This window comes from Lentzea sp. DG1S-22, from assembly GCF_036321065.1.
GTDB classification, from domain to species: domain Bacteria; phylum Actinomycetota; class Actinomycetes; order Mycobacteriales; family Pseudonocardiaceae; genus Lentzea; species Lentzea jiangxiensis.
In genome coordinates, this window is the sequence record NZ_CP143276.1 from 3427821 (window position 1) to 3443953 (window position 16133).

17 protein-coding genes and 1 pseudogene are annotated in these 16133 nt (G+C 71.0%); 11 read left to right on the forward strand and 7 right to left on the reverse strand.

Annotated elements, in window-relative coordinates; genetic code table 11:
- Positions 1 to 151 precede the first annotated feature (151 nt).
- From V1227_RS15085 to V1227_RS15100, 4 genes are read left to right on the forward strand one after another with little or no spacing between them, the layout of a single operon-like run.
- Positions 152 to 1078, forward strand: a complete 927-nt coding sequence (locus V1227_RS15085; protein ID WP_329793183.1) for a LytR/AlgR family response regulator transcription factor — start codon at positions 152 to 154, stop codon at positions 1076 to 1078.
- Positions 1075 to 1476: a hypothetical protein gene (locus V1227_RS15090; RefSeq protein WP_329793184.1), complete on the forward strand. Its 402-nt coding sequence runs from the start codon at positions 1075 to 1077 to the stop codon at positions 1474 to 1476. Before V1227_RS15085 ends, V1227_RS15090 begins: the two co-directional genes overlap by 4 nt.
- Complete coding sequence (locus V1227_RS15095) at positions 1473 to 3215, forward strand: sodium/solute symporter (RefSeq protein WP_329793185.1); 1743 nt, start codon at positions 1473 to 1475, stop codon at positions 3213 to 3215. The genes V1227_RS15090 and V1227_RS15095 overlap by 4 nt, the downstream gene beginning before the upstream one ends.
- Positions 3216 to 3228: 13 nt before the next feature.
- Entirely contained in the window at positions 3229 to 4404 is a 1176-nt protein-coding gene (locus V1227_RS15100) for a sensor histidine kinase (RefSeq protein WP_329793186.1), read from the forward strand.
- A gap of 315 nt (positions 4405 to 4719) precedes the next feature.
- On the opposite strand, the pseudogene V1227_RS15105 reads toward V1227_RS15100, so the two are convergent.
- A pseudogene (locus tag V1227_RS15105) lies at positions 4720 to 5073 on the reverse strand (transposase); the annotation flags it as partial.
- 658 nt (positions 5074 to 5731) lie between these two features.
- Here V1227_RS15105 and V1227_RS15110 point away from each other — a divergent pair.
- From V1227_RS15110 to V1227_RS15120, 3 genes are all read left to right on the forward strand, one after another.
- The gene (locus V1227_RS15110; RefSeq protein WP_236219903.1) at positions 5732 to 6550 is read left to right on the forward strand and encodes a metallophosphoesterase family protein; all 819 of its coding nucleotides are present in this window, start codon (positions 5732 to 5734) and stop codon (positions 6548 to 6550) included.
- A complete protein-coding gene (locus V1227_RS15115; RefSeq protein WP_329793187.1) occupies positions 6547 to 7197 on the forward strand; it encodes a 4'-phosphopantetheinyl transferase family protein in 651 nt (216 codons plus the stop codon). The genes V1227_RS15110 and V1227_RS15115 overlap by 4 nt, the downstream gene beginning before the upstream one ends.
- 236 nt (positions 7198 to 7433) lie before the next feature.
- A complete protein-coding gene (locus tag V1227_RS15120; protein WP_329793188.1) occupies positions 7434 to 8912 on the forward strand; it encodes a glutamate--cysteine ligase in 1479 nt (492 codons plus the stop codon).
- Between the two features lie 46 nt (positions 8913 to 8958).
- Here the strand turns inward: V1227_RS15120 and V1227_RS15125 are convergent, their stop codons facing one another.
- Positions 8959 to 9162 (reverse strand): hypothetical protein, encoded by a 204-nt coding sequence (locus V1227_RS15125; protein WP_329793189.1) that lies wholly within the window; start codon positions 9160 to 9162, stop codon positions 8959 to 8961.
- Between the two features lie 84 nt (positions 9163 to 9246).
- Here V1227_RS15125 and V1227_RS15130 point away from each other — a divergent pair, with 84 nt between their 5' ends.
- The 4 genes from V1227_RS15130 to V1227_RS15145 are packed head-to-tail and all read left to right on the forward strand — an operon-like array spanning position 9247 to position 13343.
- Positions 9247 to 10308: an ATP-binding protein gene (locus V1227_RS15130; RefSeq protein ID WP_329793190.1), complete on the forward strand. Its 1062-nt coding sequence runs from the start codon at positions 9247 to 9249 to the stop codon at positions 10306 to 10308.
- Positions 10305 to 11918 carry a vWA domain-containing protein gene (locus V1227_RS15135; protein ID WP_329793191.1) on the forward strand — a complete coding sequence of 538 codons (1614 nt, stop codon included), beginning with the start codon at positions 10305 to 10307 and terminating at the stop codon, positions 11916 to 11918. Before V1227_RS15130 ends, V1227_RS15135 begins: the two co-directional genes overlap by 4 nt.
- The gene (locus V1227_RS15140) at positions 11918 to 12586 is read left to right on the forward strand and encodes an NAD-dependent protein deacetylase of SIR2 family (protein ID WP_329793192.1); all 669 of its coding nucleotides are present in this window, start codon (positions 11918 to 11920) and stop codon (positions 12584 to 12586) included. Before V1227_RS15135 ends, V1227_RS15140 begins: the two co-directional genes overlap by 1 nt.
- Positions 12579 to 13343, forward strand: coding sequence for a class I SAM-dependent DNA methyltransferase (locus V1227_RS15145; protein ID WP_329793193.1), 765 nt, complete (start codon positions 12579 to 12581; stop codon positions 13341 to 13343). Before V1227_RS15140 ends, V1227_RS15145 begins: the two co-directional genes overlap by 8 nt.
- Here the strand turns inward: V1227_RS15145 and V1227_RS15150 are convergent.
- The 5 genes from V1227_RS15150 to V1227_RS15170 all read right to left on the reverse strand — a co-directional run bounded on the left by V1227_RS15150 (position 13270) and on the right by V1227_RS15170 (position 16094).
- Positions 13270 to 14055, reverse strand: a complete 786-nt coding sequence (locus V1227_RS15150) for a hypothetical protein (RefSeq protein WP_329793194.1) — start codon at positions 14053 to 14055, stop codon at positions 13270 to 13272. The two genes, V1227_RS15145 and V1227_RS15150, sit on opposite strands and share 74 nt — an antisense overlap.
- 80 nt (positions 14056 to 14135) lie before the next feature.
- Positions 14136 to 14474 carry a hypothetical protein gene (locus tag V1227_RS15155; protein ID WP_329793195.1) on the reverse strand — a complete coding sequence of 113 codons (339 nt, stop codon included), beginning with the start codon at positions 14472 to 14474 and terminating at the stop codon, positions 14136 to 14138.
- Between the two features lie 11 nt (positions 14475 to 14485).
- Positions 14486 to 15052 (reverse strand): TIGR03086 family metal-binding protein, encoded by a 567-nt coding sequence (locus tag V1227_RS15160; RefSeq protein WP_329793196.1) that lies wholly within the window; start codon positions 15050 to 15052, stop codon positions 14486 to 14488.
- Positions 15052 to 15462 (reverse strand): hypothetical protein, encoded by a 411-nt coding sequence (locus V1227_RS15165; protein ID WP_329793197.1) that lies wholly within the window; start codon positions 15460 to 15462, stop codon positions 15052 to 15054. The genes V1227_RS15160 and V1227_RS15165 overlap by 1 nt, the downstream gene beginning before the upstream one ends.
- Positions 15387 to 16094 (reverse strand): DUF998 domain-containing protein, encoded by a 708-nt coding sequence (locus V1227_RS15170; RefSeq protein ID WP_329793198.1) that lies wholly within the window; start codon positions 16092 to 16094, stop codon positions 15387 to 15389. The genes V1227_RS15165 and V1227_RS15170 overlap by 76 nt, the downstream gene beginning before the upstream one ends.
- Positions 16095 to 16133 lie beyond the last annotated feature (39 nt).

Consider the following 16133-nt stretch of genomic DNA (forward strand, 5'->3'; position numbering starts at 1 on the left):
ACGGTGCTACCAGCCCCCCAAGCCGGGTCACCCTCCGTGACAGTGCATGATCGCGTATCCGACGCCCTCGGCTCTCCGGGCGCGTGACGACCGCAGCACGGTCTGATCGCCGCACGGGAGGATCGGCCGTACACAGTTTGGACTCGATCGAATGACCTCAGGTCTGCCCTGCCCCATCTGCGAGGGGCCTGATCGACGTGGCGGCCTCGAACGCTCGTTGCGGGTGCTCGCCGTCGACGACGAGGCACCGGCCCTGGAAGACCTCGTGTACCTGTTGCGCTCCGATCCGCGCATCGCCCACGTCGAGGCGGTCACCGACGCCACGAAGGCGCTCCGCGTGCTGCACCGCGCGATGGACGCCGGTCAGCCGTTGGACGCGGTGTTCCTCGACATCCGCATGCCGGGGCTCGACGGTCTCGACCTCGCCCGCGTGCTGTCCCGGTTCGCGCAGCCGCCGCCCGTCGTGTTCGTGACGGCGCACCAGCAGCCCGCCGTCGAGGCGTTCGAGCTCAAGGCCCTCGACTACCTGCTCAAGCCCGTGCGTCCCGAACGGCTCGCCGAGTCCGTGCACCGCATCGTGCACGAGGTGTGGGACGCGAAGAACGCCGCGAAGACGTCCGGCGAGGCCACCGCGCCGGCGCCGGCGCAGCCCGCGAACTCCACGCCGCCGGAGATGGGCGACGAGGTCATCCCCGTCGAGCTCGGCGGCGTCACCCGGTTCATCCGCCTCGCCGACATCCGGTACGTGGAGGCGCACGGCGACTACGCCCGCCTGCACACCGCGACCGGCAGCGGCCTGGTGCGCGCGGCGTTGAACGGCCTGGAGGAGCGCTGGCGCAGCGCCGGGTTCGTCCGCATCCACCGCAGCCACCTGGTGTCGCTCGGCCACATCGACGAGCTGCGCCTCGAGGAGGGCCACCTCAGCGTCACGATCGGCGGCGCGGTGCTGCCGGTCAGCCGCCGGCACGCCCGGCACCTGCGCCAGCTGCTGGTCCGCCGCGCCCGCCCGGCCCCCGTCGCGGGCCAGACCGCCTCCACCGGCGCGGCCCAGCAGCCCAGGAACGGGCTGGGGTCGTGACCGCGCCACCACCCCGGCGGCCGGTGCCGAAGCCGACCCAGCGCGTGGTGGTGACGAGTCCGCGCACGCGGGCGCCCCGCGCGCGCCGCCCGTACTCGGGCACGCGCGAGATCAAGGAGCAGAGCGAGCTCGGCGCCGTCTACATGCGCACGCTGATCCGGGCGCAACGACGCCTCGGCCTGTCGGTGTGCCTGGTGGCGTGCGGCGCGCTCGGGCTGTTGCCGCTGCTGTTCGCGATCGAGCCGGAGCTGGGGAAGTTCCGGGTCCTCGGCCTCGGGCTGCCGTGGTTCCTGCTGTGCGTGGCGACGTTCCCGATGCTGCTGCTGGCCGGCTGGTTCTACGTGCGGCAGGCCGAGCGCAGTGAGCGCGAGTTCGCGGAGCTGGTCGAACGTCCATGACGAGTGGCTACGCCATCGTGGCGGTGGTGGTCGTCGTACTGGGCGCGATCCTGGTCGGCACCTACGGCCTGCGCGTTTCCCGCACCACGTCGGACTTCTACGTCGCGTCGCGCACGGTGTCACCGTGGTGGAACGCCTCCGCGATCGGCGGCGAGTACCTCTCGGCGGCGTCGTTCGTCGGCATCGCCGGGCTGATCTTCGCGTACGGCCCGGACATGCTGTGGTTCCCGGTCGGCTACACCGCCGGGTACCTGGTGCTGCTGACGATGGTCGCGGCGCCGTTGCGGCGTTCGGGCGCCTACACGCTGCCGGACTTCGCCGAGGCCCGGTTCCGCTCGCGGGGCGTGCGCGCGGTCGCGTCGGTGCTGGCGCTCGCGATCGGCTGGCTCTACCTGCTGCCGCAGCTCGAAGGCGCCGGTCTGACCATGAACACCGTCACGGGCGCACCGGACTGGGTGGGCGCGCTGATCGTGACGGTCGTCGTGACGGCGAACGTGATGTCCGGCGGGATGCGGTCGATCACGTTCGTGCAGGCGTTCCAGTACTGGTTCAAGCTCACCGCGATCACCGTGCCGATCGTGTTCCTGGTGGTCGTCTGGCAGGTGCACGGCGCCCAGTCGCTGACCAAGCCGGAGTTCCCGACGTTCCGGCAGGACACCGAGGTCTCGTTCCAGCGCCCGACGGTGGTCCACGCCGAGCGGTCGATCGCCGTGAAGGGCACGGGCGAGGTCGACGGAGCACGCGTCGAGAACGCCACGGTGCTGCTCGCCGAGGGCTACCACCGCATCGGGCAGGGCTCGGAGTTCGTGTTCCCCAAGGACGCCGCCGTCCCGCACCTGACCACAATGGCGCACAACACCAACGAAATGTGGTCGCTGCCGATGTCGAGCGGCGCGGACTTCCCGTTGTACGGGGCCTATTCGCTCATCATCGCGACGTTCCTCGGCACGATGGGCCTGCCGCACGTGATCGTGCGCTTCTACACGAACCCGAACGGCACGGCCGCCCGCCGCACGACGTTGATCGTGCTCGGCCTGCTGTCCGTCTTCTACCTGATGCCGCCGATCTACGGCGCGCTCGGCCGCATCTACACGCCCGAACTGCTGATGACGGGCCAGACCGACGCCGTGGTGCTCGTGCTGCCGACACGCATGATCGACGGCGTAGGCGGCGAGCTGCTCGGTGCCCTGGTGGCGGGTGGCGCCTTCGCGGCGTTCCTCTCGACGTCGTCGGGCCTGGTCGTGTCGCTGGCGGGCGTGCTCTCCCAGGACGTGCTGCGCCTGGGCGGCGTGCGCGGTTTCCGCGTGTCGACGGTGCTGGCGGGCCTCGTGCCGCTCGCGATGACGTTCGTGTCGACCGGGATGCCCGTGGCGGACATGGTCGGCCTGGCGTTCGCGGTGGCGGCGTCCTCCCTGTGCCCGTTGCTGATGCTGGGGATCTGGTCGTCGCGCATCACGACCGTCGGCGCGATCGCCGGCATGCTCGCCGGTGGCCTGCCCGCCCTGACCGCGGGCCTCGTCACGATGTTCACCGGCACCGGCGACGCCTGGTACGAGATCCTGCTCTCCCGTCCGGCGGCCTGGACCGCGCCGCTCGGCTTCGCGGTCATGTACGTCGTCTCGCTGCTCACCCAGCGCCACGTGCCGTCCGGGGTGCAGCGCACGATGGTCAAGCTCCACGCGCCCGAGAACCTCGGGCTCGACAGCTCCGGCCCCCACTCGGGCGAAGAGCGAAGCTAGAAGGTGGCGTGAAATGGCGGACTTCCTCACCGCCGCCGCGATCCTGGTCGTGGGCGGCTCGGCGGTGCTCGTCCTGTGGCGGGGCACCCGCAACAGGCAGTCGCTCTCGACCGAAGCACAACGCGTCACCTACGAAACCCTGCACACGGCCTGGTCCGCCGCCCCACCACTCCGAGCGGGCCTCGTCCCCGACGCGGCGAAGAAGTCCGCGCGGCACCTGCGCACGCTGCTCGACACCCCCGCCCTCGCCCTCACCGACGAGACGGAGGTCGTGGCGTGGGAAGGCGTCTCCGACCACCACGCCCACGAGGCCATGGCGCAGGCGGAGGACGTCTTCCTGACCGGCCGCACCCAGGCGTTCGACATAGGCTGCTCCGAGCCGAACTGCCCGATCAACTGCGCCGTGGTGGCCCCTCTGACCGTGGAAGGCCGCGTGGTGGGTACCCTCGCCGCCTACTCCCGCGAAGCATCGGCGGGCCTCGTCCGCGCCACGAACCAGGTGGCCCGCTGGGCGGCGGGCCAACTGGAACTCGCCGAGCTGGACCGCTCCCGGACCCGCCTGGTCGAAGCCGAGGTGCGAGCCCTGCGAGCCCAGATCTCGCCGCACTTCATCTACAACTCGCTGTCCGCCATCGCCTCGTACGTCCGCACCAACCCGGAACGCGCCCGCACCCTCCTCCTCGACTTCGCGGACTTCACCCGCTACTCGTTCCGCCGCCACGGCGACTTCACCACCCTGGCCGAGGAGCTCCGCTCCATCGACCAGTACCTGGCCCTCGAACGAGCCCGCTTCGGCGAACGCCTGAGGGTCACCCTCCAGGTCGCCCCCGAGGTCCTCCCGGTCACCGTGCCGTTCCTCTGCCTGCAACCCCTCGTGGAGAACGCCGTGCGCCACGGCATGGAGGGCAAGGTGGAACCGGGCCACATCCAGATCTACGCGGACGACGCCGGCGCCGAAGCCCACATCACGATCGAGGACGACGGCATCGGCATGGACCCCGAGAAGCTCCGCCGCACCCTGGCCGGCCAGGTGGACGAGTCCGCGGGCATCGGCCTGGGCAACATCGACGAGCGGCTGCGGCGGGTGTACGGCGACGAGTACGGCCTGGTGGTGGAGACAGCCCTGGGGCTGGGCACGAAGATCACCGTCCGGGTGCCGAAGTACCAAGCCGGGATCAACGGGATGTGACGCCAGGGCAGACTCGCGCAGGGGTCCCCTCGTGTTCCGGCTCCCCCGCGACCCAACCTAGTCACGGGGTCTGACAGTCACGGGAAGCCGAGGAGGCGGCCGGTTGTCGTGGCGATGAGGTCGACGACCGGGCCGAGGTGACGCACGGGAAGCCGAGAACCAGACCCGTCTGACGAGCGGTATCGAGGTGACGTCACTGCGAAGGTGACCCCTCCGCCGGAACAGCCACCGGTCGGCGCAAAGCCGGCCCGCCCACCGGAACAACTCGCCGGGGCCGCCCTTCCGCAGAGCGACCCCGGCGAAGCCAACCCCTCAGCTGGCGGCCTTCGCCGCCCGCCGGTCAGCGGCGTCCAGCACCGCACGGATCCAAGCCAGCTCGTCCCCGGAGCACGCGCCCTCGGCCGCGGCCCGCCGCAGCCGAACCCACAACCCCAGGTCGGTCCACTCCTGGAACCGCCGGTGCACCGTGGGCACGGTCACCCCGAACGAAGCCGGCAGATGCCGCCACGCACATCCCGACGACAACACGAACACGATCGCGGTGAACACGGCCCGGTTGGACACGCGCCCGCGCCCGCCGCCCTGCCGGCGCACCTTGGCCGGCGGGATGAGCGGCTCGACGACCGCCCAGAGGTTCGCCGGCACGAGGCGGGCCGAGAGCTGTTCGATGACGTCACCGCGGCCGGGCTCGACGCCCGACTCGGGCCACGCGGAGGAGCGCATCCAGCTCTCCGTGCGCGGCGCGACGTCGGCGGGCCGCGTGTCCTGGCGGGCGGACTCGGCGCGCTGGCGGGAGCGGAGCAGGGTGGCCAGGGCGGTGTCCTCGGCCGTGGTGCGGCGCGGCGGGACGGCGTAGGCCTGCTGGGCGTGGCGGGCGATCTCGGCGCCGACGGTGCGGCGGAACGACGGGGTGCCGGCGAGGCGCGGGTCGACCGGCTGGCCGTAGCGGACCGGGACCTGGGCCTGGTGGGGCTGGACGGGGCGTCCTGGCACCTGGCGGGGCGGGACCTGGCGCGCGAGGCGCGGGTCCGGTGTGCGTGCGAACTGCTGCGAGTCGGTCATGGTGTGGTCCTCCGCCAGGACTTTTCCGTCAGGTGACTGCACTCACAGTAAGAAGACGTTTACGAAACAGGTAAGTAGGTAGGCCGGGATAGGCGATGAGCGGACGTGCGGTGCCGATGCGCGGCTCTCCCTGTTGAGACGAGTGGCGCACTGTCTGCGACGAACGGATAACCGGTCGTGTCACGCATTCCACTTACGGGTGATTCGAGCCGACTCGTCCGGCCGCGGTGATCGGTTCGTTGACGCCACGGTTACCGTTCGAGGTGTGAAGCTCTTGGCGACCAGCGATCTGCACGTCTCCTACCAGGAGAACCGCGACGTCGTGGAGGCGATCGCGCCGTCCGCGGAAGGCGACTGGCTGATCATCGCCGGGGACGTGGCCGAGAAGTTCGACTCCATCGAGTGGACGCTCCGCACGCTGCGCCCGCGGTTCGGGCGGGTGATCTGGTCGCCGGGCAACCACGAGCTCTGGACCACCAAGGACGACGCCAACCAGTCCCGCGGCGAGATGCGCTACAAGCAGCTCGTGGAACTCTGCCGCAGCCTCGACGTGATCACGCCGGAAGACCCGTACGTCACGTTCCCCGGCGAGGGCGGGCCGGTCACTGTCTGTCCACTGTTCCTCGGTTACGACTACTCGTTCAGGCCACAGGGTGCCACGGACGTGAAGTCCGCCCTCGCCATCGCGCACGAGGCGGGAGTGGTGTGCACGGACGAGTACTTCCTGCACCCCGACCCGTACCCGTCCCGCGAGGCGTGGTGCGAGGCGCGGGTGGAGGAGACCGCGGAGAGGCTCGCGCGGATCGACGGCCCGACCGTGCTGATCAACCACTACCCGCTGGTGCGCGACCCCACGTTCGTGCTGCGCTACCCCGAGTTCGCGCTCTGGTGCGGCACGACGCTGACCGCGGACTGGCACCGGCGGTTCAACGCCGTCGAGATGGTCTACGGCCACCTGCACATCCCCCGCACGACGCACTACGACGGCGTGCGCTTCGACGAGGTCTCGCTCGGCTACCCGCGCGAGTGGAAACCGCGCGGCATCACGCACGTGAAGCTGCACGACGTGCTCCGGGAGTCGTGACCGTGCTGGAACAGCTCCTGCCCCCGCCCATCGCGGCGGTGGAACGCTACGACGACGAGCAGCCGGTCGAGCTCTTCCCCGAGGAGGCGCTGCTGATCGCCAACGCCGTGCCCAAGCGCCGGCACGAGTTCGGCACCGCCCGCGCCTGCGCCCGCGAAGCCCTGCGCGAACTCGGCTTCGGGCCCGCCGCGATCCTGCCGGGCCCGAAGCGCGAGCCGCTGTGGCCGGCGGGCGTCGTCGGCAGCCTCACGCACTGCACCGGCTACCGGGCCGCGGCGCTCGCGAGGAGCACCGACTTCCGAGCCATCGGCATCGACGCCGAGCCGCACGCTCCCGCGCCGGACGGCGTGCTGGGCGCGATCGCGGTCCCGGCCGAGCTGGAGCGCATGCCGGGGCTGAGGGCGCAGGACCCGAAGATCTGCTGGGACCGCCTGCTGTTCAGCGCCAAGGAGAGCACCTACAAGGCGTGGTTCCCGATCACGAACCGGTGGCTCGGCTTCGAGGACGCCGACATCACGCTGCGCCCGGACGGCACGTTCCACTCGCGCGTCCTGCTGGCCGACACCCCCGTCGCGGGGTTCGACGGCCGCTGGCTCGTGCAGGGCGACGTCCTGGTCACGGCGATCGCGGTGCCTTCCGGCTCGTAGCTCCGGCGAGGGCGGTCAGCGCCAGGCCGGCGCCGTGCTCACCGGCACGGCTCGCGGGCGGTGACCTGCGCATCGCCCTTGGTCGCGCCGGCCACGCGCAACGGTGCCGGAACCCCCTCCGGACCACCGTGCCGGCCTGACCGGAATGTTCCGGATCACCGCACACGAGTGTCGGATTGATCAACCATGGTGCAGAGTGGTGAGGTGAACCCTCGACCGACCGCCGGGAGGCCACCATGGGCGAGGACGTCGCGAAGCACGAGTTCACGCGCGAGGACCGCACGCGCTACCGCACCAAGGTGCGGCGGTGCCTCGACGTGTTCGCCAGGATGCTGCGTGAGGCCAGGTTCGACTTCGAGAGGCCGATGACCGGCCTGGAGATCGAGATCAACCTCATCGACGAGCACGGCGACCCCGCGATGAAGAACCACGAGGCCCTCAACGTCATCGACGACCCGGACTTCGTGACCGAGCTCGGCCAGTGGAACATCGAGATCAACGTGGCTCCGCGCCGGCTCGCGGGCGGGGGCATCACGGCGTTCGAGGAGACCGTGCGCCGCAGCCTCAACGACGCCGAGCAGAAGGCGCGCGAGGTCGGCGCGCGCATGGTGATCAACGGCATCCTGCCGACGCTGCGCTCGAAGGACATCTCGCCCGACCTGCTGTCGGGCAACCCCCGCTACGCGTTGCTCAACGAGCAGGTCCTGGCCGCGCGGGGCGAGGACCTCCAGATCGCCATCGACGGCGTCGAGCGCCTGCACCTCACGTCGAGCTCGATCGTCCCCGAGGCCGCCTGCACGAGCACGCAGCTGCACCTGCAGGTCAGCCCCGAGCAGTTCCCCGCCTACTGGAACGCCGCCCAGGCGATCGCGGGCGTGCAGGTGGCGGTGGGCGCGAACTCGCCGTTCTTCCTCGGCAAGGAGCTGTGGCGGGAGACGCGGATCGCGCTCTTCCAGCAGGCCACGGACACGCGCGGGGACGAGCTCAAGGCGCAGGGCGTGCGGCCGCGGGTGTGGTTCGGCGAGCGGTGGATCAACTCGATCTTCGACCTGTTCGAGGAGAACGTCCGCTACTTCCCCGCGCTGCTGCCCATCACCGACGAGGAAGACCCCCTCGCGGTGCTGGACAAGGGCGACACGCCCTCGTTGAGCGAGCTGAAGCTGCACAACGGGACCATCTACCGCTGGAACCGGCCGGTCTACGACGTCGTGCGCGACCGCCCGCACCTGCGCGTCGAGAACCGGGTGCTGCCCGCGGGACCGACCGTCGTGGACACCCTCGCGAACGCCGCCCTGTACTTCGGGCTGGTGCGGGCACTGGCCGAGGACGAGCGTCCGCTGTGGTCGCAGATGAGCTTCCAGGCGGCCGAGGAGAACTTCAACGCCGCCTCGCGCAACGGGTTGGACGCGCAGATGTACTGGCCCGGCGTCGGCACGGTGCCGGTGGTCGAGCTGGTGCTGCGGCGGCTGCTCCCCCTCGCCCACGAGGGCCTGATCCGGTGGGGCGTCGACTCGGCGGAGCGCGACCGCCTGCTGGGCGTCATCGAGCAGCGCTGCCTCAGCGGCGTGAACGGCGCCACCTGGCAGGCCCGGGAGTTCCACCGGCACTACGACCACTCGCACCTGGACCGGCCGGACGCACTGCGCACGATGCTGAAGACCTACGTGGACCTCATGCACGCCAACGAACCCGTGCACACCTGGCCCCTGACGTGAGGGGACGGGGTGGCCGCCGCGGCGGCCACCCCGTCCGTTCAGGAGGTCAGGAGGTCGGGAAGTCATCCGGGGTGCGGACGCGGTCGCGCACCCAGCCACCGGCCGGCTCCAGCACACCGGTTCCGCTGAAGCTGCTGCCCGAGCACGTGCCGGACTTGAACACCGCGCCGGACCGGAAGTCGTCGGAGAAGTTCCAGTTGGCCCACGAGATCTTCTTGCGGGCCATCAGGTCGACGTACTTCGGGGACATGGTGAGGTCGTTCGGGCCGTCACCGCTCCTGTCAACAAATTCGGGCGACCGGGACGACCCCGTTGAGGCATCCTCGACCACCTGATGCGATCCACAGTCACCGTGACACCAGCACAGCTCCCGGAGGTGCTGCTGCACGTAGCCGTAGTCCGACCGGTCTTCCTCTGGGGAGCACCGGGCATCGGCAAGTCCTCGCTCGTCCGGAAGTTCGCGGCCGAGCTGGGCCTCGAGTGCGTGACGCTGCTGGGCACGCAGCTCGCGCCGGAGGACCTCATCGGGGTTCCGGAGCTGGTCGGTGGCCGATCGCGGTTCGCGCCTCCCGAGTCGATCGCCCGCCACGACCCGTACTGCCTGTTCCTCGACGAGCTCAACGCGAGCAGCCCGGAGGTGCAGAAGGCGTTCTACTCGCTGATCCTGGACCGCCGCATCGGCTCCTACGAGCTGCCGAAGGGCTCGATCGTCATCGGTGCAGGCAACCGGGCCGTCGACAACGCCCTGGCGCGCCCGATGGCGTCCGCACTGGTCAACCGCATGGTGCACGTGCACCTCACCGCGTCGGCGCGCGACTGGCTGGCGTGGGCGCGTGAGAACCACATCCACCCGTGGGTGCTCGAGTACCTCACCCAGCGCCCCGACCACCTCTGGAGCGCGGCGCCGAAGGTCGAGGAGACCTTCTCGACGCCGCGCGGCTGGCACATGCTCTCCGACGCGCTGCACTCGTTCGGCGAGGACATCTCCGACGACCTGCTCGGCGTGCTGGCGTTCGGCACGGTCACCGCGAACCACGCGTCGATGTTCAAGGCGTACGTGAAGACCGTGCGGCACGCGTACGGGCTGGAGGCGATCTTGCGCGGGGACGTCCGCTGGCCGTCCGCGCCCCAGGACCGCGACCTGCTCTACTTCCTCGGCGAGGCGTTCCGCGCCCGGCTGGTGAAGGAACTGCCGCACGACAGGGCGCACGCGCCGGCGGCGGGCAAGCAGCTCGCCCACCGGGGCAAGGCGTTGCTGCTGGAGCTGGCCGAGCTGTCGCTGGAGATCGCGCAGATGGTGATCGCGGCGGACGACGACGGCAACCCCGTGCTGCCCGCCTGGTTCCTCGTCGAGGTCACGCGCGACCTGCCGCGCCTGGTCGCGGCACGCGCATGAGCAAGCGCGGCAAGGCCCACGTCGACCCCGCCGCGCTGGCGTTCGCGGCGGCGGAGAAGCGGATCAGCGCGCATCCGCTGTTCGCCGCCCTCGGCACGTACGTGCGCCGGCAGTCCGACCACCCGTGGGCGGACATCTCGCTGGACGGCCTGCTGCTCGCCCACCCGGCGAAGAAGGCGGGCGAGGACGAGTGGGCCTGGGTGTTCGCGCACTGCCTGCTGCACCTGGGTTTCGGGACGTTCGACTGCGACGAGGTGCTCGGCTTCCAGCTCGCGGTGAAGGTGGGCACGCGTCCGTTCTCCTGGGACCCCGGCCGGTGCGTGCGCGGTGGGGCGTCGACGGACCCGGAGAAGTGGGCGCGGCGCTTCGCCGCCGGGTTGTCGAACGCCGCCGTGGCCGCGATCGACGTGGCGGGCGGCGCGCGGTCGTCGCTGTCCGACTCGCGGCCGGTGAAGTCCGAGTGGGAGCTCGCGCTGGGCTGGTTCGTGTCGAACTACCCCCTGCTGGGCGCGCTGGCGTCGGCGATGGAGGTCGTCGCGGACGCGGAGCTGGCACGGGGCTGGGACATCTCGATCGCGGCGGTGTCCGCGGCGTCGGCCGAGATCTACGTGAACCCGTTGGCGCACCTGAGCAAGCAGGAGTGGCGGTTCGTGCTCGCGCACGAGATGCTGCACGCCGCGCTGCGCCACTGCGACCGCGTCGGCGGGCGGGACCCGTACCTGTGGAACATCGCCGCGGACTTCGTCGTCAACGGCTGGCTGGTCGAGATGGGTGTCGGCGCGGCGCCGTCCGGCGTGCTGCACGACCCCGGCCTGCGCGGCCTGTCGGCGGAGTCGGTGTACGACCGGATCGCGGCAGACCTGCGGCGGTACCGGAAGCTGCTGACGCTGCGCGGGAACCACCGGGGCGACCTGCTCGGCGAACCCCTGCGCGGACCGGCCGACGTCACCGGCCTCGACGAGTTCTACCGGCGCGCGCTGCTCACCGGGCTGAGCTACCACACGTCGGCGCGCGGACCGCTGCCCGCCGGGCTGGTCGAGGAGGTCCGGGCCCTGGAGCACCCGCCGCTGTCGTGGGACGCGCAGCTGGCCCGGTGGTTCGAGGAGTTCGTTCCCACCGCGGAGAAGCGGCGCACCTACGCCCGCGCGTCACGGCGGCAAGCGTCCACCCCGGACATCCCCCGTCCCGGCTGGACGCGGCCGGAGTCGCTGGAGGCGCGGCCGACGTTCGGCGTCGTGCTCGACACGTCCGGTTCGATGGACCCCACGTTGCTGGGCAAGGCTCTCGGCGCGATCGCGTCCTACGCCGCGGCACGTGACGTGCCCGCCGCACGCGTGGTTTTCTGTGACGCGATGGCTTATGACGCCGGATACGTGCCCGTCGAGGACATCGCGGGCCGGGTGGCGGTGCGCGGGCGCGGTGGCACGGTGCTGCAGCCCGGCATCGACCTGCTGGAGCGCGCCGACGACTTCCCCGCCGCCGGCCCGGTCCTCGTCATCACCGACGGCGGGTGCGACGTGCTGCGGATCCGGCGCGAGCACGCGTTCCTGATCCCCGCCGGCGCCCACCTGCCGTTCCGCCCGCGCGGACCCGTGTTCCGGATGTCCTGATGGAGATCGCCTGCGACGAGTCGGGGTCCGAGGGCGAGAAGCTCGTCGGCGGGGTCACGGCGGTCTTCGCGCACGCCTCCGTGCGGTTCTCGCACGAGGACGCTTCGGCGTGCGTGGAGTCGTTGCGCGAGATGATCAAGTCGCCCGCGCGGGAGTACAAGGCGAACCACCTGCTGCGGCGGAAGAACCGCTGGGTGCTGCTGTGGTTCCTCGGCCCCGGCGGCCCGCTGGCCGGGCGGGCCCGCGTGCAGCTCGTGGACAAGCGCCGGTTCCTGGCCTCGCGGGTGCGCGCGGAGTTCGGCGCGGTGACCGGGCCCTTGGAGCTCTACAACGACCTGCTGCGCGCCCAGGGCCCGCGCGGGGCGCTCGACCCGTTGTTCCCGGCCATCCTGCGGGCCGTGGCGCAGTGGGGCGGGCCGGTGTCGATCGTGCACGACCAGCAGCTGTCGCTGACCGGCGGCCGGATCCGGCAGCTCGAGCAGGCCGCGCCACGGCTGAGGAGCCTGACCCTGGCGGACTCGCGGCAGGACGCCCGCGTGCAGGTGGCCGACTTCCTGGCGGGCATCGCGCGCCGGGTCGCGGAAGAGGAGCTGCACGGACGACCGGATCGAGAGGTGATCGAGTTGCTGAGGCCCTTCGTCGTCGGACCCGGGATGTGGCATGCCTGACGCGCTTTTCGCCGACCCGCGGCTGGCCCGCCTCTACGACGCCTTCGACGGGCCGCGCGACGACCTGGACCCGTACCTCGCGATCGCGGCCGAGCTCGGCGCCCGTTCGGTGCTCGACGTCGGGTGCGGCACGGGCTGTTTCGGCGTCCTGCTGGCCGACGCCGGGTTCTCGGTCGTCGGCGTCGAACCCGCACTGGCCTCGCTGGAGCTCGCCCGCGCCAAGGACTCCCGCGTCACGTGGCTCCACGGCGACGCGACCGGCCTGCCCCCGTTGCGGGCCGACCTCGCGACGATGACGGCGAACGTGGCGCAGGTGTTCCTGGGCGACGACTGGGAAGCGGCGCTGCGAGGCGTGCACGGCGCGCTGCGGCCGGGCGGGCACCTGGTGTTCGAGACGCGGCGGCTCGAGGCCCGGGCCTGGGAGGGCTGGGCGGAGACCACGCACCGGGTGGTGGACGGGGTGGAGGAACGGCGTGAGCTGCTCGGCGTGGACCTGCCGTTCGTCTCGTTCCGCCACACCTACCGGTTCCCGGACGGCACGGAGGTCGCCTCGGACTCGACGCTGCGGTTCCGGTCGCGCGCCGAGGTCGAGGACAGCCTGGTGGCGTGCGGGTTCGAGGTCGTGGACGTGCGCGACGCCCCGGACAGGCCGGGGCGCGAGCACGTGTTCGTGGCGCGGAAGGTCAGCGCTGCCCCGGCGCCCACACGACGACCTGGAGAGTCATCCGGCCTTGGACGTCCACCCTGGCAACTCTGACCCAGGCGACGTTGCCCTTCTTCGACGTCACGCACACCGCGAACTCGCCTGCCTTCACCTCGTCGTTGTCCCATGACGTCTGAGAGCCGCGCTTGGACTGCGTCGCGCACTCCCCGGCGGTGGGCTGCGCCAGAGGAGCCTTGGCGATGTACCTGCCGCCCGCGGGGTCGAGCTTGAACTGCCTGGTGCAGGTCGAGATGCTCGCGGTCCGGTGGTTGGGTGCGAGATCGTCGATGTCGAGCCTGCCTTCGTCGGCCTCGCCGCAGATCGGACCGCCCATGGTGATGTCCGTCAGCTCGTGCAGCACGGTGAAGTTCGACCCGTCCGGCGCCGGCACGGGAGGAACGACCGAGGAGCCCGGTGCCGTCGGTGTCGCGACGGGGACCGGCACCGTCGACACCATCGTCTGCGTCACCGTGGTCGCGGTGTCGACGACGGTGCCGAGCCTCGTCCTCGGCAGGACCACGGCGATGGTGATCGCGGCGCCCACCGCCAGGACGATCGCGACCGCCATCCAGAGCCGGATCTTCTTGCGCGACTCCTTGAGCTCGCGGTCGAGGGCGAGCCGCATCAGGGTGTCGGCGGTCTGCGGGTCGCTTTCGCCGCGCACATGACCGACCTGCCGCAGCACGTCGTCGACATCACCCTGGCGCATGGCCCTGTGCACCTGGTCCAGCCGATCCGCCAGGTACCGCTCGTCGTCTCCTGCCACGAGGACCAACGTTGCGGCAAAGCGAATCCGCCTGTGGTGCGTTCGCACCAACTGTCCACTATTTGGCAAGAACCACAGGGTCAGCTGACGAGCGCCGGCTGCTTCCAGGCCTGCACGAGCCACGGCAGCACCCGCGGCAGCCGGTCGGCCACGATGTCGTGCAGCACCAGCACGATCCGGCCGGACCGCACGGGCCCGGCGTCGAGCCACACGACGTGCATCAGCACACCGGTCTGGAGGTCGAGCCCCGCCTCCGCCTCCGCGAGGGCGGCGGGGGTGGCGGCGGCGGGGTCGGCGACCTCGTGGTGCGCGAAGCCGGAACGACACAGTTCGGGATGCAGTTCCACCAGGGACTCCATGGCGGCGGCCAGACGTCCCACGCCCAGCCCTGCCCGAACCTGCACCGTAATGGCTCTCACGTTAGGAGAGCCTAACCTAGGTTCCACCTCGGGTCGCGCCCACTGAGGCCCAGGACACGGTCCAGCAGAGGAGAATTCGAGTCCACCTCGACCGCGGGCCCGAAGAGCGAGCTGTCGCGGTCGTCCGGGCCGATGGACGACACGAAGCCGTGCACCACCTCGAGCAGGTCTTCCTCGACCTCGAACGGCTGACCGGTGGCCCGCGCGAGGTCCCAGCCGTGCAGCACCACCTCGTCCAGCGCCACGGCGGCGGCGACCTCACCGGGCAGGTCGACACCGCCCGCCGCGGTCATGCCCTCCCACGCCGCCGGCACCTGCCAGGCCCTGGCCAGCTCGCCGAGCCGCCGCGGGATCGACTCGCGGAAGTCGAGCGGCAGCCGTGCCGCGTCACCGGAAGCCGTGCCCTGCAACGGGGTCTTCCTCGCCGCCAGCGTGAACGCGACCGCCAGGCCGTTCACGTGGTCGAGCAGGTCCCCGACCGTGTAGTCGGGACAGGGGGTCGGCGCCTTCAGGTCGCCGTCGGTCACGTTGCGCACCACGTCGGCCAGCCGGTCGGCCGCAGGAGTCAGGTCGAACATCAGTACCCGTCACCTCCCCAGAACTGCTCCTCGAGCGAGTCCGCGGTTCCGGCGAGCAGCTGCAACGGGTCGGTGAACTCGTGGATGTCGAGGTCGGTCAGCGGCAGCGAGTGCCGGACAACGACGTGCTCGCCCATGATCGCGAGACCGCAGGCGACCGTGGAGTTGCCCACCTCCTCCAGCACCGCGCGCAGGTCCACCCGCGAGGCCAGCCCGCACGGGGAGGCGATCTGCACCCACTCGTGCATCTTGTCGAGCACTTCTCGGACGATGATCACGACCTGCGTGCGGTCGTCCTCGTCCTCCTCCACGTCCCCGAAGGTGAAGAGGATCCTCAGCTCCTCACCGTCGTCGTGGATGACGTCGTACGTGGCGCGGACGTAATCCGCGAGGTCTCCCCAACTCGCCATGGCGCAACCCTACTGGCCGCGATCGACCACAGCCCGACGACGAGCACGGCGCCGACCTCGGCGATGAGCAAGATCCTCTCGATGTAGCCCAACGGGAACACGCGCCACCACCGAACGTCCGAGACCACGCTTAGCGCAATGGCGTAGAGCAGCGGCATGAACGCGACGATGCTCAACAATCCGGACGCCATCGTCCACCTGGCGTGTCGCCCCCACACGTGGTCCTTCAGCCACGGCCTCGCCAGCGCGATGATCGCGATCGGCAGGCTGACGAACGCCAGCATGCTGCCGAAGCGGTGGATGCTGCCGCTGACCTCGTTGGTGCCCATCGCCCAGTTCGTCTTGGGGAACACGACGACCAGGAACAGGCCCACGGACCACAGGCTCAACGCGATCGCCCCTGTCGACCGCCACCTCGTCAGGCCCTTGTGCACGAGCACGTAGAGGATCGCGAGCGACCCGGCCGCCAGCAGCACCACCGCGACGTCGAAGACCGGCCGGTAGTCACCCAGCGCGTACTCGCTGATCGTGCGCCGCAGCGGTCCGACGGTCAGGTCCAGCAGACCGACCATGGCCACGGTCACGACGACGGCCAGCGAACCGCCGGTGGCGGCGAGACGAGGTATCAGCACACCTCGGACAACGCCCCGGCCGATGCGCGGGGTTCCTGG